Origin of the sequence: Micromonospora sp. WMMD1128 (assembly GCF_027497235.1) — a bacterium.
Taxonomy (GTDB): Bacteria; Actinomycetota; Actinomycetes; order Mycobacteriales; family Micromonosporaceae; genus Micromonospora.
Window position 1 is genome coordinate 168,342 of sequence record NZ_CP114902.1, and the last position, 25,000, is coordinate 193,341.

23 protein-coding genes and 1 tRNA gene are annotated in these 25,000 nt (G+C 71.7%); 17 read left to right on the top strand and 7 right to left on the bottom strand.

Annotated elements, in window-relative coordinates; genetic code table 11:
* Positions 1-10 precede the first annotated feature (10 nt).
* The 6 genes from O7602_RS00815 to O7602_RS00840 all read left to right on the top strand — a co-directional run bounded on the left by O7602_RS00815 (position 11) and on the right by O7602_RS00840 (position 9,177).
* Entirely contained in the window at positions 11-499 is a 489-nt protein-coding gene (locus O7602_RS00815) for an Lrp/AsnC ligand binding domain-containing protein (protein WP_281586335.1), read from the top strand.
* A 158-nt stretch (positions 500-657) separates the two neighbouring features.
* On the top strand, positions 658-2,055 hold the full coding sequence (locus O7602_RS00820; protein WP_281590045.1) for a PQQ-binding-like beta-propeller repeat protein: 1,398 nt from the start codon (positions 658-660) through the stop codon (positions 2,053-2,055).
* A 76-nt stretch (positions 2,056-2,131) separates the two neighbouring features.
* Entirely contained in the window at positions 2,132-3,808 is a 1,677-nt protein-coding gene (locus tag O7602_RS00825; RefSeq protein WP_281586336.1) for a fumarate hydratase, read from the top strand.
* 38 nt (positions 3,809-3,846) lie between these two features.
* On the top strand, positions 3,847-4,413 hold the full coding sequence (locus tag O7602_RS00830; RefSeq protein ID WP_281586337.1) for a GNAT family N-acetyltransferase: 567 nt from the start codon (positions 3,847-3,849) through the stop codon (positions 4,411-4,413).
* 323 nt (positions 4,414-4,736) lie between these two features.
* Positions 4,737-7,724, top strand: coding sequence for an AfsR/SARP family transcriptional regulator (locus tag O7602_RS00835; RefSeq protein WP_281586338.1), 2,988 nt, complete (start codon positions 4,737-4,739; stop codon positions 7,722-7,724).
* A 43-nt stretch (positions 7,725-7,767) separates the two neighbouring features.
* The gene (locus O7602_RS00840; protein WP_281586339.1) at positions 7,768-9,177 is read left to right on the top strand and encodes a class II fumarate hydratase; all 1,410 of its coding nucleotides are present in this window, start codon (positions 7,768-7,770) and stop codon (positions 9,175-9,177) included.
* Here O7602_RS00840 and O7602_RS00845 read toward each other — a convergent pair whose 3' ends face one another.
* Complete coding sequence (locus O7602_RS00845; RefSeq protein WP_281586340.1) at positions 9,178-9,441, bottom strand: hypothetical protein; 264 nt, start codon at positions 9,439-9,441, stop codon at positions 9,178-9,180. It lies immediately after the preceding gene.
* A 258-nt stretch (positions 9,442-9,699) separates the two neighbouring features.
* On the opposite strand from O7602_RS00845, the gene O7602_RS00850 reads away from it, so the two are divergent.
* Genes O7602_RS00850 through O7602_RS00860 form a run of 3 tightly spaced genes read left to right on the top strand, consistent with a single transcriptional unit; the run spans position 9,700 to position 11,320 of the window.
* Positions 9,700-10,512 (top strand): helix-turn-helix transcriptional regulator, encoded by an 813-nt coding sequence (locus O7602_RS00850; protein WP_281590047.1) that lies wholly within the window; start codon positions 9,700-9,702, stop codon positions 10,510-10,512.
* Positions 10,503-10,688, top strand: a complete 186-nt coding sequence (locus tag O7602_RS00855; protein WP_281586341.1) for a DUF397 domain-containing protein — start codon at positions 10,503-10,505, stop codon at positions 10,686-10,688. Before O7602_RS00850 ends, O7602_RS00855 begins: the two co-directional genes overlap by 10 nt.
* 41 nt (positions 10,689-10,729) lie before the next feature.
* The gene (locus O7602_RS00860; protein WP_281586342.1) at positions 10,730-11,320 is read left to right on the top strand and encodes a GNAT family N-acetyltransferase; all 591 of its coding nucleotides are present in this window, start codon (positions 10,730-10,732) and stop codon (positions 11,318-11,320) included.
* Here the strand turns inward: O7602_RS00860 and O7602_RS00865 are convergent.
* Positions 11,290-11,832 (bottom strand): CGNR zinc finger domain-containing protein, encoded by a 543-nt coding sequence (locus O7602_RS00865; RefSeq protein WP_281586343.1) that lies wholly within the window; start codon positions 11,830-11,832, stop codon positions 11,290-11,292. The two genes, O7602_RS00860 and O7602_RS00865, sit on opposite strands and share 31 nt — an antisense overlap.
* Positions 11,833-11,903: 71 nt before the next feature.
* On the opposite strand from O7602_RS00865, the gene O7602_RS00870 reads away from it, so the two are divergent.
* Positions 11,904-12,866 (top strand): EamA family transporter, encoded by a 963-nt coding sequence (locus tag O7602_RS00870; RefSeq protein ID WP_281586344.1) that lies wholly within the window; start codon positions 11,904-11,906, stop codon positions 12,864-12,866.
* A 204-nt stretch (positions 12,867-13,070) separates the two neighbouring features.
* A complete protein-coding gene (locus O7602_RS00875; RefSeq protein ID WP_281586345.1) occupies positions 13,071-14,759 on the top strand; it encodes a S8 family serine peptidase in 1,689 nt (562 codons plus the stop codon).
* Positions 14,760-14,926: 167 nt separating this feature from the next.
* Here the strand turns inward: O7602_RS00875 and O7602_RS00880 are convergent, their stop codons facing one another.
* On the bottom strand, positions 14,927-16,003 hold the full coding sequence (locus O7602_RS00880) for a hypothetical protein (protein WP_281586346.1): 1,077 nt from the start codon (positions 16,001-16,003) through the stop codon (positions 14,927-14,929).
* 1,073 nt (positions 16,004-17,076) lie between these two features.
* Entirely contained in the window at positions 17,077-17,724 is a 648-nt protein-coding gene (locus O7602_RS00885) for a helix-turn-helix domain-containing protein (protein ID WP_281586347.1), read from the bottom strand.
* Positions 17,725-17,787: 63 nt separating this feature from the next.
* Here O7602_RS00885 and cysS point away from each other — a divergent pair, with 63 nt between their 5' ends.
* On the top strand, positions 17,788-19,203 hold the full coding sequence (cysS, locus tag O7602_RS00890) for a cysteine--tRNA ligase (protein WP_281586348.1): 1,416 nt from the start codon (positions 17,788-17,790) through the stop codon (positions 19,201-19,203).
* On the top strand, positions 19,203-20,330 hold the full coding sequence (gene rlmB / locus O7602_RS00895) for a 23S rRNA (guanosine(2251)-2'-O)-methyltransferase RlmB (protein ID WP_281586349.1): 1,128 nt from the start codon (positions 19,203-19,205) through the stop codon (positions 20,328-20,330). The genes cysS and rlmB overlap by 1 nt, the downstream gene beginning before the upstream one ends.
* A gap of 57 nt (positions 20,331-20,387) precedes the next feature.
* Here rlmB and ugpC read toward each other — a convergent pair whose 3' ends face one another.
* Positions 20,388-21,479 (bottom strand): sn-glycerol-3-phosphate ABC transporter ATP-binding protein UgpC, encoded by a 1,092-nt coding sequence (gene ugpC, locus O7602_RS00900; protein WP_281586350.1) that lies wholly within the window; start codon positions 21,477-21,479, stop codon positions 20,388-20,390.
* A gap of 367 nt (positions 21,480-21,846) precedes the next feature.
* Here ugpC and O7602_RS00905 point away from each other — a divergent pair.
* Positions 21,847-21,923 (top strand) — tRNA-Thr (locus tag O7602_RS00905).
* 37 nt (positions 21,924-21,960) lie between these two features.
* On the opposite strand, the gene O7602_RS00910 is transcribed toward O7602_RS00905, so the two are convergent.
* Entirely contained in the window at positions 21,961-22,662 is a 702-nt protein-coding gene (locus O7602_RS00910; protein WP_281586351.1) for a DUF4386 domain-containing protein, read from the bottom strand.
* A gap of 212 nt (positions 22,663-22,874) precedes the next feature.
* Between O7602_RS00910 and O7602_RS00915 the strand changes: the two genes are divergently transcribed.
* The 3 genes from O7602_RS00915 (at position 22,875) to O7602_RS00925 (ending at position 24,425) form a co-directional block, all read left to right on the top strand.
* Positions 22,875-23,276 (top strand): AraC family transcriptional regulator, encoded by a 402-nt coding sequence (locus O7602_RS00915; RefSeq protein ID WP_281586352.1) that lies wholly within the window; start codon positions 22,875-22,877, stop codon positions 23,274-23,276.
* A 35-nt stretch (positions 23,277-23,311) separates the two neighbouring features.
* Positions 23,312-23,746: a VOC family protein gene (locus O7602_RS00920; protein ID WP_281586353.1), complete on the top strand. Its 435-nt coding sequence runs from the start codon at positions 23,312-23,314 to the stop codon at positions 23,744-23,746.
* A 67-nt stretch (positions 23,747-23,813) separates the two neighbouring features.
* Positions 23,814-24,425 carry a histidine phosphatase family protein gene (locus O7602_RS00925; RefSeq protein ID WP_281586354.1) on the top strand — a complete coding sequence of 204 codons (612 nt, stop codon included), beginning with the start codon at positions 23,814-23,816 and terminating at the stop codon, positions 24,423-24,425.
* On the opposite strand, the gene O7602_RS00930 is transcribed toward O7602_RS00925, so the two are convergent.
* A complete protein-coding gene (locus O7602_RS00930) occupies positions 24,422-24,865 on the bottom strand; it encodes a hypothetical protein (protein WP_281586355.1) in 444 nt (147 codons plus the stop codon). The genes O7602_RS00925 and O7602_RS00930 overlap by 4 nt on opposite strands.
* Between the last annotated feature and the right edge of the window lie 135 nt (positions 24,866-25,000).

Sequence of the window (25,000 nt, forward strand, 5' to 3'; positions counted from 1 at the left end):
GTGAACCACCATGAACACTGATCAGGATGTACAGCTCGACGAGCTGGACGCCCGCTTGATCGAACTGCTCGCGCAGGAGCCCCGGATCGGGGTGCTGGAGTGCTCCCGGCGGCTCGGCGTGGCGCGCGGCACGGTCCAGGCCCGGCTGGACAAGCTGGTCGGCCGGGGCGTGGTGGGCGGGTTCGGGCCGGACATCTCGCCGGCCGCGATCGGCTTCGGGGTGACCAGCTTCGTCACCCTGGAGATCAGCCAGCGGCACGGCCACGACCAGGTCACCGCACACCTGGCCGCCATCCCGGAAGTGTTGGAGGCGCACACCATCACCGGCTCCAGCGACCTGCTCTGCCGGATCGTGGCCCGGTCGAACACCGACCTTCAGCGGGTCATCGACCAGATCGTCGCCTCGGAGGGCATCCGGCGCGCCTCCACCATCATCGCGCTGGCCGAGCAGATCCCCTACCGCACGCTGCCGCTGGTCCGCTCCGCCGCCCAGCGGTGAAGGAGGGGCCCCTTCTTAACGCATTCGGTAGAGGCGGGGCCCCCTTTTAACACCTGAGGCCGCGCAAGAAGCGGCGCGACACGCCCCGCGCGAAGCCCGGGGGACCGGTGATCGTCGCTACCGTGTCGGGTGTGAAGGGCCTAGGCGCACGCGGCTGGTTGCTGCTCGGGCTCATCACCGTGGTCGTGCTCGCCGCCACCGGCGTCTGGAACCCCTTCCCCGGCCTGTGGGACTGGGTCGACCGCAGCAAGCCGATCTCCGAGCCGGACGTGGTCTGGCAGCAGCGCGTCGGCGGCACCCCGCGCAGCGTCACGATCGCGGGTGACACCGTGATCGTGGAGCAGCGCACCCGGGTCGAGTCGCGCAACCTCGCCGACGGCACCCAACTCTGGGAGCGCAAGGCCGACTGGTCCGCGGTCGCCGGCAGCGGACGCGAGTCGGTCGTCGCCGTGGGCAAGCTGCTGAACAAGGGGTACGAGGTGCTCGACCCGGTAACCGGGGTGACCCGTCGCCGCGACGATCGCGCGATCGCCGTCTGGACCTACCGCAACCTGCTGCTCGACGCCTACTGCGTGGAGCCGACCGACTGCACGTTGCGGGCCTGGGAGCCGCGTGGCAACGCTCCGTTATGGACCGCCTTCCTGCCCGGCGTACACAGCGGTCTGCTCGCCGACAACCCGGAGCTGCGCGGCACCCGCCGGCTGGACGCGACCCGGATCGACGGCGAGGTGGCCGGGCCGGAGTCGGTCCCGCCGCTGCTGGGTTTCCCGGTCGACGGCCGGGTGCACGTGCTGGACACCGCGACCGGCCGGGTGCTCCAGAACGTCGAGCCCGGCCGCGACGAGCGGCTGTCCGTGGTCGGCGGCCGGCTGCTCCGGATCGCGGCGACCTCCCGCGACGGGAGCTGCTACTTCGTCATCACCGCCGTCGACCCGGCCACCGGCCAGCAGGTGTGGCGGCGGGCCGGGATCAACCTGCGCACCGCGGACTCCGCCGGCTGCGTGCAGCGGGAGGATCCGCAGGGCGCCCGCAATGTGCTCATCGGGGTGGCCCCGGACGGCCGCGAGGCGGTGCTCGACGGGTACGACGGACGGCCGCTCCAGGTCGGCGCGGAGGGTGAGAAGCTGCTCGCCGTCGACGACAGGTACGCGGTGGTGCGCGGCGCCGGCAAGGATTCGCTGCTCGGCCGTGAGCTGTCGGCCGACCGGACCCGGTGGACCCGTCCGGCGGGCAGCAGGAGTGGCGCGGCGCTCACCCCGTACGCGGTGGTGATCAGCGACGAGAAGCCGTCCCGGCTGGTCGCGGTCGAGCCCCGCGAGGGCCGGGTGCTGGTCGAGCTGCGTACCTCGGCGAACGCTCTGGCGGTCGGCCCGAACGGCATGATCATCGGCGAGGGGCGGGAGATCGGGTACGTCCGCTGGGGCGCCGCTGCCGCCGGGGTGTCCCGGCCGGACCAGGGCCCGGTGCCGGCGCCCGACCCGGCCGACACCGGTCGTCCCCCCAGCGACCAGGGCAGTTGCGGGCCGAAGCGGGAGCTCTGCGCCGACGGGAAGTGACGCGCGGTGAGATGGGCGTCCCACGACCCACCGGCGGGTGTCACCGATCGATCGCTCTGCCCTAGGCTTTTCGGTCATGAGCAGTGCCACCGCCTTCTCGTACGCGCCCCTGCTGCCGACCGGTCCGGACCAGACGGAATACCGCCTGGTCACCGACGAGGGCGTGGACGTCGTCAACGGCCCGGGTGGCCGCCGGTTCCTCACCGTCGAACCGGCCGCGCTCACCGCGTTGACCGCCGAGGCCATGCACGACATCGCCCACTTCCTGCGCCCGGCCCACCTGGCCCAGCTCCGGTCGATCATCGACGATCCGGCGGCCTCGCCGAATGACCGGTTCGTCGCGCTCGACCTGCTGCGTAACGCCAACATCGCGGCCGGCGGCGTGCTGCCGATGTGCCAGGACACCGGCACCGCGATCGTGATGGGCAAGCGCGGTCGGCACGTGCTCACCGACGGCGCCGACGCGGAGGCGATCTCGCGCGGCGTCTACCAGGCGTACACCCGGCTCAACCTGCGCTACTCCCAACTCGCGCCGTTGACCATGTGGGACGAGCGGAACACCGGCAGCAACCTGCCGGCGCAGGTGGAGCTGTACGCCGAGGACCCGGACGGGCACCCCGACGCGTACAAGTTCCTCTTCATGGCCAAGGGCGGCGGTTCGGCCAACAAGTCCTACCTCTACCAGGAGACCAAGGCGCTGTTGAATCCGACGCGGATGATGCAGCTCCTGGAGGAGAAGCTGCGGCTGATCGGCACCGCCGCCTGCCCGCCCTACCACCTGGCGATCGTCATCGGCGGCACCTCGGCGGAGTACGCCCTGAAGACCGCCAAGTACGCCTCGGCGAAATATCTGGACGCGCTGCCGACGCGGGGTTCGATGAGCGCGCACGGCTTCCGTGACCTGGAGTTGGAGGCCGAGGTGCTGGAGCTGACCCGCAACTTCGGCATCGGCGCGCAGTTCGGCGGTCGCTACTTCTGCCACGACGTGCGGGTGGTCCGGCTGCCCCGGCACGGCGCCTCCTGCCCGGTCGCCATCGCGGTCTCGTGTTCTGCCGACCGTCAGGCGGTTGCCAAGATCACCCCGTCGGGTGTGTGGCTGGAGCGACTCGAAACCGACCCGGCGCGCTTCCTGCCCGACGTCACCGACGAGACACTGGACACCGAGACCGTCGTCCGCGTCGACCTGAACCGGCCGATGGCCGAGATCCGGGCCGAGTTGTCGCAATACCCGGTGAAGACGCGCCTGTCGCTCACCGGCCCGCTCGTCGTCGCCCGTGACATCGCCCACGCGAAGATCGCCGAGCGGCTGGACGCCGGCGAGCCGATGCCGCACTATCTGCGCGACCACGCGGTCTACTACGCCGGCCCGGCCAAGACCCCGGAGGGCTACGCCTCCGGGTCGTTCGGACCCACCACGGCCGGCCGGATGGACGCCTATGTGGAGAGGTTCCAGGCGGCCGGCGGTTCGATGGTGATGCTGGCCAAGGGCAACCGGTCCGCTCAGGTGACCCGCTCCTGCCACGCCCACGGTGGGTTCTACCTCGGCTCGATCGGCGGTCCGGCCGCCCGGCTCGCCCAGGACTGCATCAAGCACGTCGAGGTGCTCGAATATGCCGAGCTGGGCATGGAGGCGGTCTGGAAGATCGAGGTGGAGGACTTCCCCGCCTTCATCATCGTGGACGACAAGGGCAACGACTTCTTCGCCGATGTGATGAGTCCTAAGAGTGTCCTTCGGATCGGTTCTCGACCCTGACAGGGCAGTCCGCCACGCAGACTTTCTAATATCGCTGGATGTTCCGACCGACGTACCCGATTCGTACTGCGCGGCTCACCTTGCGCCCGGTCACGCTGAATGATCTCGATGATGTGTATTCGTGGCAGCGCCGACCGGACGTCTTCCGCTGGATGCTCGGCGAGCCGCGTACTCGCGAGGAGTCGCGATCGTCGGTGATCGCCATGGCGGGTGAGGACGCGCTACGGGCTGAGGGCGATTGCTTGACGTTGGCCGTATCCACCGACGCCGGGGTCATCGGGACGGTGGAGCTGGTCTGGGGCAGCCAGACCGACCGCACGGCTGAACTCGGGTACGTCTTCCATCCGGATCATGGGGGTCGCGGACTGGCTACGGAAGCCGCTGCGGCATTGCTGCATTGGGGGTTCACCGAGTTCGGATTGCACCGGATCTACGCCCGGTGTCACGGCCGCAATGCTGCGTCTGCCCGCCTGATGGCCCGGCTCGGCATGCGTCAGGAGGCGCACCACGTCGAAAGCTACGTGTTCAATGGGGAGTGGGCCGACCAGCTCGTCTACGCCATCCTGGCCAGCGAGTGGAGCCGACGCCCGCTACGGGGCTATTGAAACTCCTGGTCACTTCTTCGCCGAGGTCACCAAGCCGGTGCTCACCGTCGGCCGCCGCTGACTTCGCCGCCGTACGCGAGGGGCGCCCGGGCCAGGCCCGCGCGCCCCTCGGCGCGTCCGCCGTGCATCGACATCGGTGCGCCTGACCAGCCTCGCGGCCGGGCAGGCGCACCGCCCCCGTCGGATGCCGTCACCGACAACCGGATTGAGTCTGGGCGCAGGCGCTGTCGATCCGCTATCACATCACTATCGCCTCCACGCGGCGTTCGGTGATCGTCGGGCTACGCTGCTGGAAGGTGCAACCGGGCGTACGGGGGTCGCAGATGCGGTTCGGGATCCTGGGCCCGCTGCGGGTGGGCGGCGGCGAAGCCACCGTCACCGCAGGTCGGGACCGGATCGTGCTCGCCATGCTGCTGTTGCGCGCCGGTCGGGTGGTGCCGACCGAGGAGCTTGTCGACGCCATCTGGGAGGAACGCCCGCCGGCCACCGCCCGCGCCCAGCTCCAGATCTGCGTGTCGCGACTGCGGCACCGGTTCGTGGTGCTGGGCCTGCCCGCCGACACCATCGTCACCGACCCCGCTGGTTACGGGATCCGGGTCGGGCCGGACGATCTGGACGCCGAGGTGTTCGCCCGCATCGTGGAGACCGCCCGCGCGGCGGTGAGCGCCGGTCGGGCGACCGAGGCGCGTGAGCACTACCGGGCCGCGCTGGCGCTGTGGCGCGGCCCCGCGCTGGCCGGCATTCCCGCCCGGAGCGTACGGCGGCGGGCGCAGACGCTCGACGAGCAGCGGCTCGCGATCCTGGAGGAGTGCGTCGACGTCGAGCTGCGGCTGCGCCGGGCGGCCGACCTGGTCGACGAGCTGGCCGAGAACGTCGAGCGACACCCGCTGCGGGAACGGCTGCGCGGGCAGTTGATGCAGGCGCTGTCCGCGCTGGGCCGGCAGGCGGACGCGCTCGCCGTCTACCGGGAGGGGCGACGGATCTACGCCGAGGAGTTGGGCATCGAACCCGGCTCGGCGCTCCAGGCGCTGCACCAGCGGCTGCTGGCCGGTGACGACGCCGGGAGCGGGCCGGCGGTCGCGCCCCGGGCCGTTCCGGTGCGCGCCCTGCCCCGGGCCATCAGCGACTTCACCGGGCGGCAGCAGACCATGGCCCGGCTGGTGAAGGAGATCGTGGCCGAGGGCGCCCGCCTGCACCTGATCGACGGGATGGCCGGGAGCGGTAAGACCACCCTCGCCGTGCAGGTCGCGACCGCCGTGCGGGAGCAGTTCCCGGACGCGCAGCTCTTCATCGACCTGCACGGTTACAGCGAGCGCACCCCGTTGACCGCCGCCGCCGCGGCCGGGACGTTGCTCCGGCAGCTCGGGGTGCCCCCCGAGCGGGTGCCGGTCGACCCGGAGGACCGGCTGGCCATGTGGCGCTCCGAACTCGCCGACCGGCGGGCCGCGGTGGTGCTCGACAATGCGGCGAGCGCCCGCCAGGCCGCCGCGTTGCTGCCCAGCGGCCCGGACAATCTGGTGCTGGTGACGAGCCGCCGCCGGCTGGTCGGTCTCGACGACGGGCGTCCCCACTCGCTGCCAGTCCTGGACCCGGACGAGGCGCTGGAACTGCTCGGCCGGGTGGTCGGCGTCGACCGGATCGGCGCGGAGCCGGCGGCGGCGGCCGAGGTGGTCAGGCGGTGCGGCTACCTGCCACTCGCCATCCGGCTGGCCGGCGCCCGCCTGGCGCACCGTCCGCTCTGGCGGGTCGCCGACCTGGCGCAGCGGCTGACCGAGGCACAGGATCCGCTGGCCGAGCTGGCGGCCGGCGAGCGTTCGGTGGGTCATGCCTTCGCCCTGTCGTACGCCCAGGTCTCGGCGCCGGCCCGGCGGTTGTTCCGGCTGCTCGGGCTGCACCCGGGGGTGCGGTTCGACAACCGGGTGGCGGCAGCGCTCATCGAGCTGCCGCTGCCCGAGACACAGGACCTGCTCGACGAGCTTGTCGACGCGCATCTGGCCGAGGAGGTGGAGCCGGGCCGTTACCGCCTCCACGACCTGCTGCGGGAGTACGCCCGCCGGCTGTTGGCCGAGTCCGAGCATGCGGAGGAACGACGGGCCGGTGTCGACCGGCTGATCGAATACCACCTTCAGGTGGCGGCAGCTCTCGCGATCCTCGCCGAGGCCAAGCCGAGCGGCATGGCGAACGTCGTGCTCCCACCGCCGCGTCGTCCCGACCTGGTGCTCACCCAGGAACGGCGGGGCCTGTCCTGGTTCGACGAGAACCGGGCCACGCTCACCGCGTTGGTTCGCCTCGCCGAGTCGGAGGGCCTGCTCGACCACTGCTGGCAGCTCACCCGGGCGTTCTGGTGGTCCAACTTCGTCGGTGGCCACCTCGACGAGCTGGTCGAGACGCACGACGTGGCCCTCCGGGCGGCGACCGTGTCGGGCAACGACGAGGCGGTGGCCATCACCATGAACTACCTCGCCTCGGCGAAGTTCCGGCTCGGCCGTTACGCCGAGTCGGTCCGGCTGATGGAGGCGGTCGTCGACCGCTACCGCCGGCTCGGCCTGCGTCAGGAACGGGTGCAGGCGCTCGGCAACCTCGCCGCCGCGTGTTTCGGCGGCGACGAGTACGAACGCTGCCTGGAGTGCTTGGACGAGGCCCACCGGACCGCCCGCTACCCGGAGGACGCCGGGCTGATGGCGACCCTGTTCAACATGCTCTCGATCGTGCTGCTCTTCCGGGGCCGGTACGACCTGGCCCTCCGGGCGGCCCGCCAGCACGTCCTGCTGGCCCGGGAGGGCGGTGAGTTCCGGCACACCGGGAACGCGATCGGCCACCTCGGCATGATCCGGCACCGCATGGGCGACCTGGGGCCGGCCCGCCGGCTGCTCCGGGCGGCGCTGCGGGTCAAGCGGTCCAGCGCCAACCGGTTCGGCGAGGGGGAGATCCTCAACGAGATCGGCCTGATGGAGCAGGAGGCGGGGCGTCCGGCCGAGGCCGAGGCCCGGCACCGCGCCGCGCTGCTGGCGATGACCGACGCCGGCGACCGGGTCGGGCAGTGCGCGTCCCGCAACCTGCTGGCGCGCGCCCTGCGCGCGCTCGGTGACGTGGACACCGCGCTCGACCTGCACCGGCGGGTGATGACCGACGCCACCCGGCTCGGCCTCCGCTACGAGCAGGGGCGGGCCCTCGACGGGCTGGCCCGCTGCCTGCGCGACACCGACCCGGCGCAGGCCCGCCGGTACGCCGCCCGGGCGCTTGTGCTGTTCCGCCAGGTCGAGTCGCCGGACCGGCGGGCGACCGAGGAGTTGCTGGCCGAGCTGGGTTGAGGGCGGCCCGCTTTCCCTGCACGTCGGCGGGTGGCGGGGCAGGATGGTACGGGTGACGACTCCAGAGGCGACCGGTTACCGGATCGAACGCGACTCGATGGGCGAGGTGGAGGTGCCCGCCGAGGCGCTGTGGCGGGCACAGACGCAGCGCGCGGTGCAGAACTTCCCGATCTCGGGGCGCGGGCTCGAACCGGCCCAGATCAAGGCGCTGGCGCAGATCAAGGGCGCGGCTGCCCAGGTCAACGGCGAGCTGGGGGTGATCGACGCGGACGTGGCCGAGGCCATCGCCACCGCCGCCGCCCATGTGGTCGCCGGCGGTTACGACGACCAGTTCCCGGTGGACGTGTTCCAGACCGGTTCCGGCACCTCGTCCAACATGAACACGAACGAGGTGATCGCGTCGCTGGCGAGCCGCGAGCTGGGCCGGGACGTCCACCCGAACGACCACGTCAACGCGTCGCAGTCCAGCAACGACGTGTTCCCCACCTCGATCCACCTGGCCGCCACCCAGTTCGTGGTGGAGGATCTGCTTCCCTCGTTGACCCAGCTCGCCATGGCGTTGGAGGCGAAGGCGGCCGAGTTCGAGACCGTGGTCAAGGCCGGCCGTACCCACCTGATGGACGCCACCCCGGTCACCCTGGGGCAGGAGTTCGGTGGGTACGCCGCACAGGTCCGCTACGGCGTCGAGCGGCTGGAGATGGCGCTGCCCCGGCTGGCCGAGCTGCCGCTCGGCGGCACCGCCGTGGGCACCGGCATCAACACCCCGCTGGGTTTCGCGGGCAAGGTGATCGGGCGCCTGCGGGACTCGACCGGCCTGCCGCTGTCCGAGGCGCGCAACCACTTCGAGGCGCAGGGCGCCCGGGACGCCCTGGTGGAGACGTCGGGCCAGCTCCGCACCGTCGCGGTCAGCCTCTACAAGATCGCCAACGACGTACGCTGGATGGGGTCCGGCCCTCGCGCCGGTCTGCGTGAGCTGCGCATCCCCGATCTCCAACCCGGATCGTCGATCATGCCCGGCAAGGTCAACCCGGTGGTGGCCGAGGCGATGCGCCAGGTCTGCGCCCAGGTGGTCGGCAACGACGCGGCGGTGGCGTTCGCCGGTTCGCAGGGCGACTTCGAGCTGAACGTGATGCTCCCGGTGATGGGCCGGAACCTCCTGGAGTCGATCAAGCTGATCGCCGCGTCGAGTCGACTCTTCGCGGAGCGCCTGGTGGCCGGCCTGGTCGCGGACGCCGAGGTCTGCCTGGCGTACGCGGAAGGGTCGCCGTCGATCGTCACCCCGCTCAACCGCCACCTCGGGTACGACGAGGCCGCCTCGATCGCCAAGGAGGCGCTGGCCAAGCAGGTCTCCATCCGCGAGGTGGTGATCTCGCGCGGCCACGTCGACTCGGGCAAGCTCACCGAGACCCAGCTCGACGAGGCGCTGGACCTGCTCCGGATGACCCACCCCTGATCAGGGCATCGCCCGACGGCGGGCCCAGCCGAGGAAGCGGTGGAACAGGACGGCCGGGTCGAGCCGGTCGTCCGGGTGCACCCGGTGCAGGTCGGCGGTCGCCTCGTAGAGCACGCCGCAGAGATACACGCTGAGCCCGACCGGGTCGGCGGCGTACTCGACGACCAGGGTGAGGCGTGCGGTGGCGCACGGCCAGGGCGTGCCGCAGGAGCGGCACAGCCAGAGCGGGCGCAGGGGCAGGTGCGGCAGGTCGGACGTGGGCATGCGCGGTCCCTTTCGAGCTGAGTCGGTGGTGACATCGCCGCCCCCGGCCGTGGTGGGACCGCCCGGCCGGGGGAGCGGGCGGTCCCACCGCGACGCCCTGCTCGGGGGAATTGAGCACGGGCGTCGCCTTCACAGTCTGCTGACAGGGCGACTACGCTCGGAAGACTTTGTGCGCGCTGCGCGAGGCATGCTGCGGCGGGTCGCCCAGCCGCTGGCGTGGCGTCGGAGTCGATCAGCGCGGCGCTGGAGGGCGGCTGGATGGCGGACGGGCAGATGACGGCGGCGGCCTTCCTGGTCGCCGAGCTGCGCCGGGCCCGGGTCCGACGTGGCTGGAGTCAGGAGGAGCTGGCCAAGGCGGTCAACTACTCGGCGTCTATGGTCAGCGCGGTGGAGCTGGGTCACCAGCCGCCCACCGCGAAGTACGTGGAGCTGGTCGACCAGGCGCTCGACACCGGCGGTCTCTTCGGTCGCATGCTCACCGGGCTGGTCAGCCTGGACCGCGCCCAGCCCTGGCTGCGTGGATGGCGGGCGATTCTGGCGGAGTCGTGGGCCATGCGGTGGTTCGACCCCCTGCATGTCCCGGGGCTGCTTCAGACCGAGGCATACGCTCGTGCGGTGTTCGAGTCCGACCCCTTGCTCGATCCGGACGAAGTGGAGCGCCGGCTCAGCGACCGGATGGACAGTCAGCAAGTGCTCTATGGCGTGCGTCCGCCCCGACTCATGGCTGTGGTCGATGAGGCCGTGCTGCTTCGGCGGGTCGGTGGACGCAAGGTGATGAGCGATCAGGCGCTACACCTCGCCCGTATCACATCCGAGCATCCGCACGTCCGGGTGCAGCTCGTGCCCAAAACGGCCGAGGAGTACCCGGGTTTGAACGGGCCCTTCATTCTTGCCAGCATCTCCAACGGCAGCGAGCTGGCATTTCTCGGGGGCCAGGTGGGCGGGCAGGAGCTGGATCGGCCCTCTGATCTGATGCGATTGCAGCGGACCTGGGAAGCTACCCTCGCCGTGGCGCTGCCGCCACCGGAGTCGCTGGAACGCTTGAGGGAATTGGCGGAGTCATGGAGTTGAGCCTGGCCTGCTGGCGTAAGAGTCGCCGGAGTGGTTCCAATGATCAGTGTGTTGAGGTCGCATTGAACCTTCCGGGCGCGGTCGGGGTGCGGGACAGCAAGGACCCGGCCGGACCGGTGCTCACCTTCGACCCGTACCCCTGGCGGGTTTTCGTCGCCGCGCCGCCGCGGCGGTAAATGCCTCGCTCGGCTGCCGGGGGTGGCGGGATGATCCGGCCGTGGGTGACGACGGGGTGCTGCTGGAGACCGCGCGGCTGACGCTGCGGCGGTTCACCGTGGACGACGTGGACCGGCTGGTCGCGCTGGACGCGGATCCGGAGGTCATGCGGTTCCTGACCAACGGCGTGCCGACACCGGCCGCGACGATTCGCGACGAGGTGCTGCCCCGGCTGCTGGCGCAGTACGACAGTCGTCCCGGCCTCGGCCGCTGGGCCGCGCTCGACCGGTTCACCGGTGAGTTCCTCGGCTGGTTGGCGCTCGACCCGTCCGACGACGGCGGCGAGGGGGAGCTGGGTTACCGGCTGCGCCGCGCCGCGTGGGGGCACGGGCTGGCCACCGAGGGCGCGCGGGCGCTGGTGCGGCACGGGTTCGACACGGTCGGCCTCCGCCGGGTGTGGGCGCAGACGATGGCGGTCAACGACCGGTCCCGCGCGGTGCTGGCCCGCGCGGGGTTGCGCTACGTCCGCACGTTCCACCTGACGTTCGACGATCCGATTCCGGGTACGGAGCACGGCGAGGTGGAGTACGAGCTGCGCCGGGAGGACTGGCCCGGGGCGCGTCAGGAGTGGGACGCCTTGCGCGCCCGGTAGGCGCTGACCGCGGCCCGGTTGCCGCAGCCGGCGTCGCAGAACCGGCGGGACCTGTTCTTCGACAGGTCGACGAGCACGTTGTCGCAGTCGGGGTGGTCGCACCGGCGCAGCCGGCTCAGCTCGCCCGCCCGAACCAGGTCGGCCAGGGCCATCGCGGCCTCGACCGCCATCCGGGTCGCCAGCGGCGCGTCGCGGGGCACGGCGTGCAGATGGTACGGCTCGCCGTCGTGCCGGATGAGCTGCGGCAGGGCGCGGGACTCGCGGAGCAGCAGGTTGACGATCTCCACCACCTCGTCGGTGTCGGCGTACCAGATCCGGCGCAGCCGGGGTCGTAGCGCGCGGACCTGGCGCAGCTCGGCGTCGGTGTGCTCGTGCCGGCCGCTCCACCCGTGCGCGGTGAAGAACTCGTCGAGCGCGGCCACGTCGGGCAGGCCCTCCCGGCCCGGGCCGGTGGTGTTCACAAGCGCGGCGGCGGCGGCCAACCCGCATTCGGTGTCATGAGCAAAAAGCAACTTGACTCCTGTCGTGGACCACCCCTAGCGTCATCAGCGTAGCGCTTTTCACTCATGACCAGGAGCTGCCGATGCGTGAACGGTCCGGTGCCGGGCTCGGCCTGGCCCTGCTCTCCGCGGTCACGTTCGCCACCTCGGGCACGTTCGCCCGCCCGCTGGTCACCGGCGAGTGGTCGGCGGTGGCCGTGGTGATCGCCCGGGTCGGCATCGCCGCGCTGGTGCTGGCCGTGCCCGCCCTGCTGGCGCTGCGCGGCCGGTGGCCGGTGCTACGCCGAACCGGGTTGACCGTGGTGCTGTTCGGGCTGCTCGGCGTGGCCATGGCCCAGGCGTGCTTCTTCAACGCGGTCCGCTACCTCCCGGTCGGTGTGGCGCTCCTGCTGGAATACCTCGGCATCGTGCTCGTGGTCGGGTGGATGTGGCTGGTCCACGGGCAGCGTCCCCGGCTGCTGACCGTGGCCGGATCGCTCACCGCCCTGGCCGGGCTGGTGCTGGTCCTCGACCTCACCGGCGCCGGCCGCCTCGACCCGGTGGGCGTGCTCTGGGGGCTCGGCGCCGGGATCGGGCTGGCCGGATACTTCGTCATCGCCGGTCGCATCGACGCCGACCTGCCCTCGGTGGTGATGGCGAGCGGCGGCATGGCCGTCGGCGCGGTGGCGCTGCTGCTGCTCGGCGCGGTCGGGATCCTCCCGCTGGCCGCCGGCACCGCCGAGGTCAGCTTCGCTGGGCACCGGATGAGCTGGCTGGTGCCGATCGCCGGGCTGTCGCTGATCGCCGCCGTGGTCGCGTACCTGACCGGGGTCGCCGCGGCGCGGCTGCTCGGTGCCCGCCTCGCCTCCTTCGTGGGGCTGACCGAGGTGATGTTCGCGGTGCTGATCGCCTGGCTGGTGCTGAACGAGCTGCCGAGCGCGATCCAGTTGGTCGGCGGCGTACTCATCGTCGGCGGCGTCGCCCTGGTGCGGGTGGACGAGCTGCGGGCCGGCCCCGGGACGGCGGCACCGGTCACGGCCGAGCCCGCGCTGGCCGGCGAGCGGTAGCGGCCCGACGTGTCGCACGCTCTTCCTGAGGGGGACCGGGGCACCGGACGCCGAGGTGTCCACGTCGGTCGACCTGCCCGACGTGGTGACTGCGTTGACGAGCGCGAATGCCTGATTGCGGACTATTACGGACGTGCATCTGGCGAAACCCGCGTCCATGTTGTGGGATGACTGCCACGTCCCTCAACGAGAGGATCTGATGTGGTGAGCAAGCGCTTCACCGCCGGCGCGGTCGCGGTCGCGGCCTCGCTGGCACTCACGGTGACCGGCCTGGGTGTCCCGGCGACCGCCGCGCCGTCCAGCACCCGGACCTTCACCGTGCTGGCGGAGAGCGGTGTGTCCACCGACGCCGCGATTGCCGCGATCAAGGCGGCCGGCGGCACGGTCGTCTCCCGCACCGACGACGTCGGTCTCTTCCAGGTCACCAGCGACCGGGCTGACTTCGCGAGCCGGGCCACCGCCGCCGGCGCGCTGCTCGGCGCCGCCGAGGAGAAGGCGATCGGCCGTAAGCCGAAGCTGGACCGGGTCGAGCAGGAACACCTGACGACCCCCGGCGCGCGCAAGGGCAAGGCCGCCAAGGGCAAGGCCAAGAAGATGGACCCGCTCGACGACAAGCTTTGGGGTCTGGACATGATCCAGGCCGACAAGGCCCGCAAGATCGAGCCCGGTGACCGCCGGGTGACCGTCGGCGTCCTGGACACCGGCCTCGACGCCAGCCAGCCCGACCTGGCACCCAACTTCAACTGGGCGCTGTCGCGCAACTTCGCGCCGGACATGCCCGACGTCGACGGACCGTGCGAGGTGGCGAGCTGCCTCGACCCGGTCGGCACCGACGACGGCGGGCACGGCACGCACGTGGCCGGCACCATCGGCGCCGCCGCCAACGGCTTCGGCCTCTCCGGCGTGGCCCCGAAGGTCTCCCTGGTCGAGCTGAAGGGTGGCCAGGACAGCGGCTACTTCTTCCTCAACCCGGTGGTCAACGCGCTGGTCCACGCCGGCCGTTCCGGGCTGGACGTGGTCAACATGTCCTTCTACGTCGACCCGTGGCTCTACAACTGCGCCGCCAACCCGGCCGACTCGCCGGAGGCGCAGGCCGAGCAGCGGACCATCATCGAGGCCATGAAGCGGGCGCTGACCTTCGCCCACCGCAAGGGCGTCACGCTCGTCGGCGCGCTCGGCAACAACCACGAGGACCTGGGCGCCCCCCGCACCGACGTGAGCAGCCCGGACTACGGCTCCGACCCGTACCCGCGGCCGATCGACAACGCGAGCTGCTGGGACCTGCCCACCGAGGGCCCGCACGTGATCAGCGTGTCGGCGGTCGGCCCGTCCGGTAAGAAGTCCGACTACTCGAACTACGGCACCGAGCAGACCGCGGTGGCGGCCCCGGGCGGCTGGTTCCGGGACGGCTTCGGCACCGACAGCTACCTCACCGACGCCAACATGATCCTCTCCACGTACCCGAAGAAGGTGCTGCAGGAGGAGGGGTCGGTCGACGAGAACGGCAACATCGTGGCCGGCTTCGAGGAGTCGGTGTTCAAGCAGTGCACCGCCAAGGGCGAGTGTGGCTACTACACCTACCTCCAGGGCACCTCGATGGCGTCGCCGCACGCCGCGGGCGTGGCCGCGCTGATCGTCAGCCGGTTCGGCAAGAAGCAGGGCCGGGACGGCTTCGGCATGGCGCCGGACCAGGTCGAACAGCACCTCTACCGGACGGCGGCCGAGCACGCCTGCCCGGAGCCGCGGCTGCAGACCTACACCAACGAGGGCCGCAGCGCCGAGTTCGACGCGTACTGCGCGGGATCGCTGAACTTCAACGGCTTCTACGGCTACGGCATCGTCGACGCCTACGCCGCGGTGAAGACCCCGCTGAAGCCCAACGCGCGGCCGTAACAGCAATCGGGTACGGAGGAGCCCGGGCGGCGCTGGCCGCCCGGGCTCCTCCGTGCCGTGCCGCCGAACGCGCACGATGGCCCTCCACCGGTGGCCGCCCGGCGTGAAGTTTGTGCAGCCGCCCGCAGCTCCCGGCGACAGCGGACGGGCCCGGTCCATCACACCCGTCACGGACGCCAACCCCGAGCCACGAGGGCGGCGCGAATCTCACGGACCAGGGGCGGAAACTCGCTACGCAGGCGGCGGCCGGTCACGTGCAGCACCAGCCAACCGGCCTCGACGAGCTGGTTGAGTCGGCGGCGGTCCCGGTGCATCCGGTCGGCATCGAGGTGCCACCTACCGTTGTACTCCACGGCCACCCGGAACTCCGGCCAGGCCAGATCGGGATGCAGGACGACGCCTGTCGACACGCGCACCGGATGCTGCGCCACCGGCTGCGGCAGGCCGGCGAACATCAGGCGCACCCGCAGATGAGACTCGGGTGGCGACTGGGCGCACCCGTCGGTCAGGCTGAACACCCAGGACGCCCGGCGGCCACCCGGCCGGCCCGTGTTCCGGGCCGCCTCGGTGGCCAACCCGGACTGACTGACCGCGCCGAGCCGCAACAGCCCGTCGATGATGCCGACCGCCCGCACGGGGTCGGCCCAGACCGCCGTCTCCCAGGCGCAGACCGCGGGCGCGGTGCGGGGCGGGGGACCGTTCGGGTCTGGCGGCTTGGTTCGGTCTGGTGGTCCGCTCTGGTTTGGTGGCTTGGTTCGGTCTGGTGGTCCGCTCTGGTTTTGTCGCCTGATCCGGTCCGTGGGCCTGTTTCGGTCCGGTGGCGTGGCCTGGATCGGTGGCATGGTCGGGTCCGGTGGCCGGTCACGGGGCAGGCCGCGACCGGTTGGCGCGGCGCCGGCGGGGACCAACAGGCCGCTGCATGTGCTGATCATCGGGGCGTGGTGCACCCGGACGCCCGGATGAGAATCGGCCCGGACCATGGCCGGCAGGAGGACGTGCACGTCGTCAGTGAAATCGGCGGCATGTTCGACGCCGTGCAGGTAGGCCGCCGACGGGCCGGCGATCAGGGTGCCGGGCGGCATGCGGAGCAGGACGGCCCGGCAGGCCAGGGCGTGGTCGCGGTCCAGGCGGGCATCGGCGTAGACGTCCTGCCGGAGCCGGACCCAGGACGCGCCCCGGAGATGGTGGCGGGACAGCAGCCCGCGCCGGACCGCGTCCGAGCCTCGGAAGACCTGCCATGCCAACTGCGGCGGTCTATGTGGATGAGGTGGCATGCGACAAGCGTGAGGGCGGGCCGGCACCCACCGACACCCCTGTGGACAAACGCGCCTCGCCTCGGTCGCCGCCCCTGTGGACAACCCACCAACCGGCCGCTGAATGTGCTAGGGCTCCGCGCCCCGCCCGCGTCGTCATTGGAAGATCGACTCCATTTCGCCGAGGTGGCGTGATCGGGCTGCTTTCGACAGCGCCACTTCGCCGAGCTGGCGGGTGGTGGTCGGTCCGCAGGTCGTCCCGTGAGCCGGATGACCTACGGAGGAGGACACGGGCGTGTGAGCGAGCAAACGTGGCGTCGCCTCGCGTGCTCGGGTGGTTCGCTGCCCGGCGCTGCCCGGCGCTGCCCGGCGCTGCCCGGCGCTGCCCGGCGCTGCCCGGCGCTGCCCGGCGCTGCCCGGCGCTGCCCGGCATGGCAATGCGGGCACTGCCCGGCGCGGCACTGCCTTGCACTGCACTGCACTGCAAGGCACTGCACTGCACTGCAAGGCACTGCACTGCTCGGCACTGCACTGCACTCCACTGCTCGGCTCGGCTCGGCTCGGCTCGGCTCGGCTCGGCTCGGCACGGCGCTGCGCGGCCGGCACGGCCTGGCCGGAGCAGGGCGACGGCGATGATCAACTCCATTTCGCCGAGGTGGGGCCATCCGACCGTGCGGATGCCGCCACTTCGCCGATGTGGTGCCGGACCCGTCGGATCGGTCGGGTCGGTCGGGTCGGTCGGGTTGGTTGGGTCGGTCGGGTTGGATGGGTGCGGGGGGGCACTGGCTCGGATGGATCGGGGCGGCCTGACGCAAAGCCTGCCGAACGGGGTGCATCGAGATGATCAACTCCATCTCGCCGAGGTGGCGGTATCCACCCGGCCCCGATAGCGCCACTTCACCGAGCTGGCGCCCGAGTACCCGAGTGCGGAAGTGCCCGAGTGCTGGAGTACTGGAGTGCTGAAGTGCTGGAGTGCTGAAGTGCCCGAGTGTGGGAGCGGGACCTCGCGGCCGTGGTGGCTGGGCGGCGGGCAGCAAATGACTCTCGCGCCTCCGCGGGCGAGGTCAGGAGAGGGCGGCGGCGACCGCCTCGGCGGCGGCCGTGACCTGGGCGCCGACCTCGGTCACGTCCAGCGGGGTCAGCGACACCACGCCGACGCTGCCCTCCAGCCCGGGCACCCCCAGCACCGGCGCGGCCACCCCGTACGCCCCGGACTGGAGCTCCCCACTGGTGCTGACCGGCCCGGGGTCGCCGGCCCGGCCGGCCAGCACCGCCCGACCTGCCGCGCCCCGCTCCAGCGGGTGCCGGGAGCCGGTCCGGTACGCCACGTGGAACGCGGTCCAGCTCGGCTCGACCACGGCCAGCGCGACCCCTTCGCCGCCCTCGACCACGGTCAGGTGCGCGGTGGCTCCGGTCCGCTCGGCGAGCCGGCGCAGCGCGGGCAACGCCCCCTCGGCGAGCAGAGGCTGGGCGCGTCGAGCCAGGTGCAGCACGCCGACACCCAGCCGGAGCCGGCCCGCGCCGTCGCGCCGGAGCATGCCGTGCCCGGTCAGCGCGCCGACCAGCCGGTAGACCGCCGCCCGCCCGATGCCCAGCCGGTGCGCCGCCTCGGTGACGGTCAGCCCGCCCGGTGCGTCCGCGACGAGGTGCAGCAGCCGCAGACCCCGGTCCAGGGTCTGTGCGGTCTCTCCCGGGCGTGCCTGCGCGTCCACAGCACGCAGCGTACGACCCGGCTCCGGCCAACCGGGAAATGTGCGGACGGCTACCCTTGTGAGGTGACGCTACGCCTGTATGACACCGCCACCCGATCGGTGCGGGACTTCGTCCCGCGGGAAGCCGGCAAGGTGGGGGTCTACCTGTGTGGTCTCACGCTCCAGGCGCCTCCGCACATCGGCCACCTTCGCTCCGGCGTCAACTACGACGTGCTGCGTCGCTGGCTGCTGAGCACGGGTTTCGAGGTCACCTTCATCCGCAACGTGACCGACATCGACGACAAGGTCCTGGCCAAGGCCATGGAGCAGGACCGGCCGTTCTGGTCCATCGCGTACGCGAACGAGCAGATCCTCACCGCCTCCTACCGGGCGCTGAACGTGCTCCCGCCGACGTACGAGCCGCGGGCCACCGGGCACATCCCGGAGATGCACGAGCTGATCGCCCGCCTGATCGACACCGGGCACGCCTACCCGGCCACCGACGGCTCCGGCGACGTCTACTTCGACGTGGCCTCCTGGCCGGCGTACGGCTCGCTGTCCGGGCAGTCCCCGGCGGACATGCAGCCCGCCGGGGACGCCCCCGACCGGGGCAAGCGGGACCCGCGTGACTTCGCGCTCTGGAAGGGCGTCAAGCCGGGCGAACCGGCCGACGCCGCCTGGCCGTCCCCGTGGGGTCGCGGCCGGCCCGGCTGGCACATCGAGTGCTCGGCGATGTGCTGGCGCTACCTGGGCGCCGAGTTCGACATCCACGGCGGCGGGCTCGACCTCACGTTCCCGCACCACGAGAACGAGATCGCCCAGTCGCAGGCCGCCGACCTGCCGTTCGCCCGCTACTGGGTGCACCACGGTCTGCTCGGCATCGGCGGCACCAAGATGGGCAAGTCGCTCGGCAACACGCTCGACCTCGACTACGTGGCGTCGCTCGGGGTGCGCCCGGTGGAGCTGCGCTACTACTACGCCGCCGCGCACTACCGGTCCCGCATCGACTACTCCGAGGACGCGCTGCGGGAGGCCGCGGTCGCGTACCGGCGGATCGAAGGTTTCGTGCAGCGGGCGGCCGAACGGGTCGGCGCGGGCCGACCCGGTGGGCTGCCGGCGGGTTTCGTGGTGGCGATGGACGACGACCTCAACACCTCGGCGGCGCTCGCCGTGCTGCACGAGGTGGTCCGGGACGGCAACACGGCGTTGAGTGGCGGCGACGATGTGACCGTCCGCACCACGCTGGCCGCCACCCGGGCGATGCTGGATATCCTCGGCGTCGACCCCCTGGATCCGGCCTGGACCGGCGGCGACCGCGCGGGTGACCTGCGCGGTGTGGTGGACTCGCTTGTCGCGCTGGCCCTGGAACAGCGCGCCCAGGCCCGCGACCGCAAGGACTGGGCCGCCGCCGACGCCGTCCGCGACCAGCTCAAGCAGGCCGGCGTGGCGGTCGAGGACACCCCCCAGGGCCCGCGTTGGACTATTGGAGAGCAGGACTGATGGCCGGCAACTCACAGCGCCGTGGCCGGCGACTGACGCCGAAGGCAGGCGCCCCGAAGGGCACCGGTGGCAAGAACAAGGACGCCCTCGCCGGCCGGGGTCGCACCCTGCCGGCCGACGAGCGGCCCTGGCACAAGGCCTACTCCGGCACCGAGAAGCTGCCCCAGCGCACCGCCTGGAAGCAGGACAAGGAGCGCCGTGCCGCCGCCGAGGAAGGGCGCGCGCCCAAGATCGGCCAACCCGGCAGCAAGGACACCACCTGGGGCAAGGGCGGCGGTCGGGGCGTACCCACCGTCAAGGGCCGCAGCGGCGGCGGGAAGCCCGCCGGTCGGTCCGGTGGGCCCCGGGTCGCCCCGGGCCGCAAGTCGAACCCGGCGAAGGACAGCCCGGAGTTGCTCGTCGGGCGCAACCCGGTGCTGGAGTCGCTGCGCACCCAGGTGCCGGCGACCGCGCTCTACACCGCGCAGGGCATCGACGTCGACGACCGGGTCAAGGAGATCGTCCGCACCGCCGCCGACCGGGGCATCGCGATCCTCGAGGTCGGCCGCGCCGAGCTGGACCGGATGACCGGTGGGGTGCTGCACCAGGGCGTCGGCCTCCAGGTGCCGCCGTTCGCCTACGAGCCGTTCGACGACCTGGTCGCCGCCGCGCTGGAGCAGGCCGCCCCGCTGCTCGTCGCGCTGGACGGCGTCACCGACCCGCGCAACCTCGGCGCGGTGATCCGGTCGGCCGCCGCGTTCGGCGCGCAGGGTGTCTTCGTACCCGAGCGACGTGCCGCCGGGATCACCGCGACCGCCTGGCGGACCAGCGCCGGCGCGGCCGCGCGCGTGCCGGTCGCCCAGGTCACCAACCTGACCCGGTCGCTCAAGGCGTGCAAGGAGGCCGGCTTCGTCGTGGTCGGCCTCGACGCCGACGGGCAGACCGACCTCTACGACCTGGAGGCCGCGGCCGGCCCGCTCGTCGTCGTGGTCGGCTCGGAGGGGCGCGGGCTGTCCCGCCTGGTCGGCGAGACCTGCGACCTGACCGTCAGCATCCCGATGGTCTCCGACGTCGAGTCGCTCAACGCCAGCGTCGCCGCCGCGGTCACCCTCGCCGAGGTCGCCCGCCGCCGGGCCGCCGAAGCCTGACACCGCAGACGAAAAGGGGCGGTCCGCCGTGACGGACCGCCCCTTTTTTCGCGTACGTCAGATCCGCTTGCCGGTGGCGGCGTTGAAGACGTGGTTGCGGCCGGCACGCGGCTTGACGAACACGGTGTCGCCCATGTTCGGCATGCTGCGCCGGTCGGTGCGGACCACGAACCGCTCGTTGTGGCCCTCGAGCGCGGCGTGGCCGTAGATGTTGGCGTCGGAGCCCAGGTCCTCGACCAGCTCGACCACGACCGGCATGCCGCCCTCGGACGGGCTGACCAGGTCGCAGTCCTCCGGCCGGAAGCCGACGGTGACCTTGCCGTCGCCGCCCTCGGCGCGGGCCGCCGCGATCTGCTCGCGGCTCAGCGGAATGGTCATCTCGGCGAACGCGCCGCCCTGCTCGGTCAGCGGCACCGTCTTGATGTTCATGGCCGGGGAGCCCATGAAACCGGCGACGAAGACGTTGGCCGGGGTGTCGTAGAGCGCCCGCGGCGTGTCCACCTGCTGGAGCACACCGTCAAGCATGACCGCCACCCGGTGGCCCATGGTCATGGCCTCGACCTGGTCGTGGGTGACGTAGACCGTGGTGACGCCGAGCTTCGCCTGGAGCGAGGCGATCTGCGTACGGGTCTGCACCCGGAGCTTGGCGTCGAGGTTCGACAGCGGCTCGTCCATGAGGAAGACCTGCGGCTCGCGGACGATCGCGCGGCCCATGGCGACACGCTGGCGCTGACCGCCGGAGAGTGCCTTCGGCTTGCGGCTGAGGAACTCCTCCAACTGGAGGAGGTTGGCCGCCTCCTTGACCCGCCGGTCGATCTCCGCCTTCGAGGTCTTGCGCAGCTTCAGGGCGAACGCCATGTTCTCGTACACCGTCATGTGCGGGTAGAGGGCGTAGTTCTGGAAGACCATCGCGATGTCGCGGGCCTTCGGCGGGAGGTGGGTGACGTCCCGGTCGTCGATGTAGATCGCGCCGTCGTCGACGTCCTCCAGACCGGCGAGCATCCGCAGGCTGGTGGACTTTCCGCAGCCGGACGGGCCGACCAGGACGAGGAATTCCCCGTCACCGATCTGGAGGTCGAGCTGGTTGACGGCGGGGCGCTCGGTGCCCGGATAGATCCGGGACGCCTTCGCGTAGGTGACCGTAGCCATGATGGAGCGCTTCCTTTCACCGGCAGGAACGTGCCGGACGATCCGAGTGGAAGGAGCGACCGGCACCCAGGGTGCCGGCCCGACGGCGCGTCACCCGGGCAGCCGGAGCCGGCCCGGAGTGTCGTCCGTGTCACTGCACCGTAAACGGCTTTCGCGTTTGTGCCAAGGCGAGGAGCAGCGGGTGGGACAGCAGGGACGGACATTTCGGTCAGCGAGGCACGGCGAGGCATCAATCTCCCGGTTTTCGAAGCGATTCGACGACGATCCATCGGCCGATCCCGGTCGGGAAGGTGACGTTTTCCGTGGTCGGGAGCACTGCCGGGCGGGATTTCCGGTGGCCAGTCGCTATGCTGAGCCCGTCACACGCGCCCCTGTAGCTCAGCTGGCCAGAGCACTCGCCTTGTAAGCGAGATGTCGCCGGTTCGATCCCGGCCGGGGGCTCCAATTCCACAAGGCGTTCCCGGCCGATGGCCGTCGACGGTCAGACGGCCGTGTCCTGGGCGGCGCGGTCGTCGGCGGCGACGCCTGCGGTGACCGGCGCGGGCCGGAGACCCTTGACGAGCAGATAGACGCCGAGCGAGAACTCCCACACCGCGATGGGCAGGGCCGCGACCGCGGTCACCGGCGACAGCCGGTCCCACAGGTCGAACAGGACGCCGAGGTCGGCGGCCACGAGCAGGGGCGCCCCGGCGAGTCCGAGCAGCGGAAGAATGCGCGGGACCAGGCGCGACTTGTACAGCAGGGAACCCAGCAACAACGCGTTCACGGCCGGGATGAGGCTCTGGCTGAGCAGGAACATCGAGTCGTAGAGCGCGACCAGCGCCTGCCCGGTGACAAGCGCGTCCGCGCCGGCTCCGGCCCGCCGCAGGGCCACCACCGTGAGGAGGCTCGCGACGCCGACGAAGATGCCGGCGGCCTCCAGCACCCGAGCGGCGACGAAGCCCAGCGCCCGGGCCTCGCCGTACCGTTTGAGCACCGGGAACAGCGCGACGGCGGTGCCGATACAGGCGAGCGCGACGATCGTCTCGAGCAGGCCGCCGAGGGCGACCGGGGTCTCCGACCCGCTGCCGAGGAGGTAGTCCGCTTCGCGTACCGGGGCGTACAGCGTGAGGGTCGGTATCGAGACGAAGGTGAGCACGTAGCTTCCGCCCGCCACCAGCGAGGTCTTCCGCAGCGAGTCCATCCGGGCTCCTCCCGTGACTGTCGATCAATCGACGGTGATGATGCGGTTACCCTCCTGCGCATCGGGGTGTCGGCGAATCGGCCGCTCGGACAGTCCTCGGCGACGACGGCACCGGGCAGAACTGGGAGGCGTGACGTGGGCGCGCGAGGTGACGGGGTGTTAAACGGGGGCCCTTCCTATACCGAATGCGTTAACAAGGGCCCCCTCCTTACATGAGTCGGGGGGTGGAGGAGTCGAACCGGGCCATGTTGCGGGCCCGGGACGCGATGGACCGGGCGTACGCGCACCCGCTGGACATTCCGGCGCTGGCCCGGATCGCGCACGTGTCGCAGGCGCACTTCATCCGGACCTTCCGGGCCACGTTCGGCGAGACCCCGCACCGCTACCTGCAACGCCGTCGGGTCGAGCGGGCCATGTCGATGCTGCTGGAGACCGACCGGGACGTCACAGACATCTGCCTCGCCGTGGGCTTCGCCAGCCTCGGCACGTTCAGCCGGACGTTCCGGCAGGTCGTCGGCGAGTCGCCGAGCGACTTCCGGCGGCACCGGTCCGCCGCGGCGAACGTGCCGAGCTGCTTCGCGAAATCCTGGACCAGACCGAGCAGTTTTGGATAAGCAGCAGGTCAGGGGCTTGCTCTAGCGTTCGTGGCATGACGATGACTTCGATTTCCCGCTCCCAGATCTACGTGCTCGACCAGGACGAGGCGCTCGACTTCTATGTCGGCAAGCTGGGCATGGAGGTGAACACCGACCAGGATCTCGGCTTCATGCGCTGGTTGACGGTGAACGTGCCGGGCGACCCCGCGCGGGAGATCCTGCTGGAGAAGCCCGGCCCGCCGGCGCTGGACCCGAAGACCGCCGAGCAGGTGCGGGAGCTGCTCACCAAGGGCGCCGCCGGCGGCTTCCTGTTCCTCACCACCGACGACGCGCACAAGGCGTACGCGGATCTGGTCGCCAAGGGCGTGGACGTGACCGACGAGCCGACCGACCGGCCGTACGGGATCGACTTCGGCATCCGCGACCCGTTCGGCAACCGGATCCGGATCGGCCAGATGCACCCGCGGGAGCAGTGGGCGAACGGCTGACCGCGGGGCAGCGGGCATCGGGAGGGGCGACTAGGGTCGGCCCTCCCGATCCATGGTGAGGTGACAGATGCCCAGCCGGCTGCTGTTCCTGGCCCGACACGGCGAGCAGGACGGGGCCGAGGTGGAGGGGAACACCGGCCTCTCCGCGCGGGGCCGGCGGCAGGCGGCCCTCCTCGGCGAGCGGCTGAGCGGGGCGCGGATCGACGCGGTGCACCACGGGCCGCTGCTGCGGGCCGCGGAGACCGCCGAGTTGGTCGTCGCCGCGCTTCCCGGCGTACCCGTGCACTGCTCCGACAGCGTGGGTGACCACCTGCCCCACGACACGGATCCGGCCGGCCTGCCGGCGGCGTACGCCCGGATGTTGGCCGGCTACGACGCGGCCGAGCGGGCCGACGGGCCGCGCCGGACGGCGGAGGCCGTGGCGCGTTTCGCGGCCGTGCCGGCCGAGGGTGACGTACGCGAGCTGGTGGTGACGCACAGCTTCCTGATCGCCTGGTTGGTGCGGCACGCCCTGGACGCGCCGGAGCGGCGTTGGCTCGGCCTGGGCCTGCACAACGCGGGGTTGACCGTGATCCGCTTCAGTGCCGGCGGCCCACCGAACCTGATCGCGGTCAACGACGTCGCGCACCTGCCGCCGGAGCTGCGCGGCACCGGCATGCCGCCGGACTTCGTCTTCTAGCCGGTCGCGCGGGTGAGCAGGCCGACCACCTCGGCGGTGGCGGCCGGCGGGGTGGCCTGCGGCGGGCAGTCCACGTACGAACTCGTGGTCGAGCCGATGGTGAGCCGGTAGTTGAAAGCGTCGGCGCACATGGTCGCCGGCACGGTGACGGCGGCCTCGGCGGTCAGCCGGGGGTCGGCGGTGAGCTGCCGCAGCCGGTCGAGTTCGGCCTCGGTGAGTTGGCCGTCGCGGGCGGTGCCGGACCGGTCGGTCCTGGTCCAGCTCCCGTCGGGCCGCACGGTGATGGTGTCGGTGAGCCCGACGATGCCACCGGATTTCACGAGCGTCACGTTGACGCCGGGCGCGGGGGCGGGCGTGGCGACCGGGCCGACGGGCGCCGGTGTGTCGGCACGGGCGCAGCCGGCGAGCGGGGTGAGGATGACGGCGACGGCGGCCGCCATGGCGGGGGCTGCTCTCATACCGATCGGACGCGCGACGGGGCCACCTGGTTCCCACCCACCGCGCCTCCCTCATCCGTTCGGTCAGTGTCTCGGACGGGAAACCGCCGATCTCTTTCACGCCCTTCGATGTCTCAG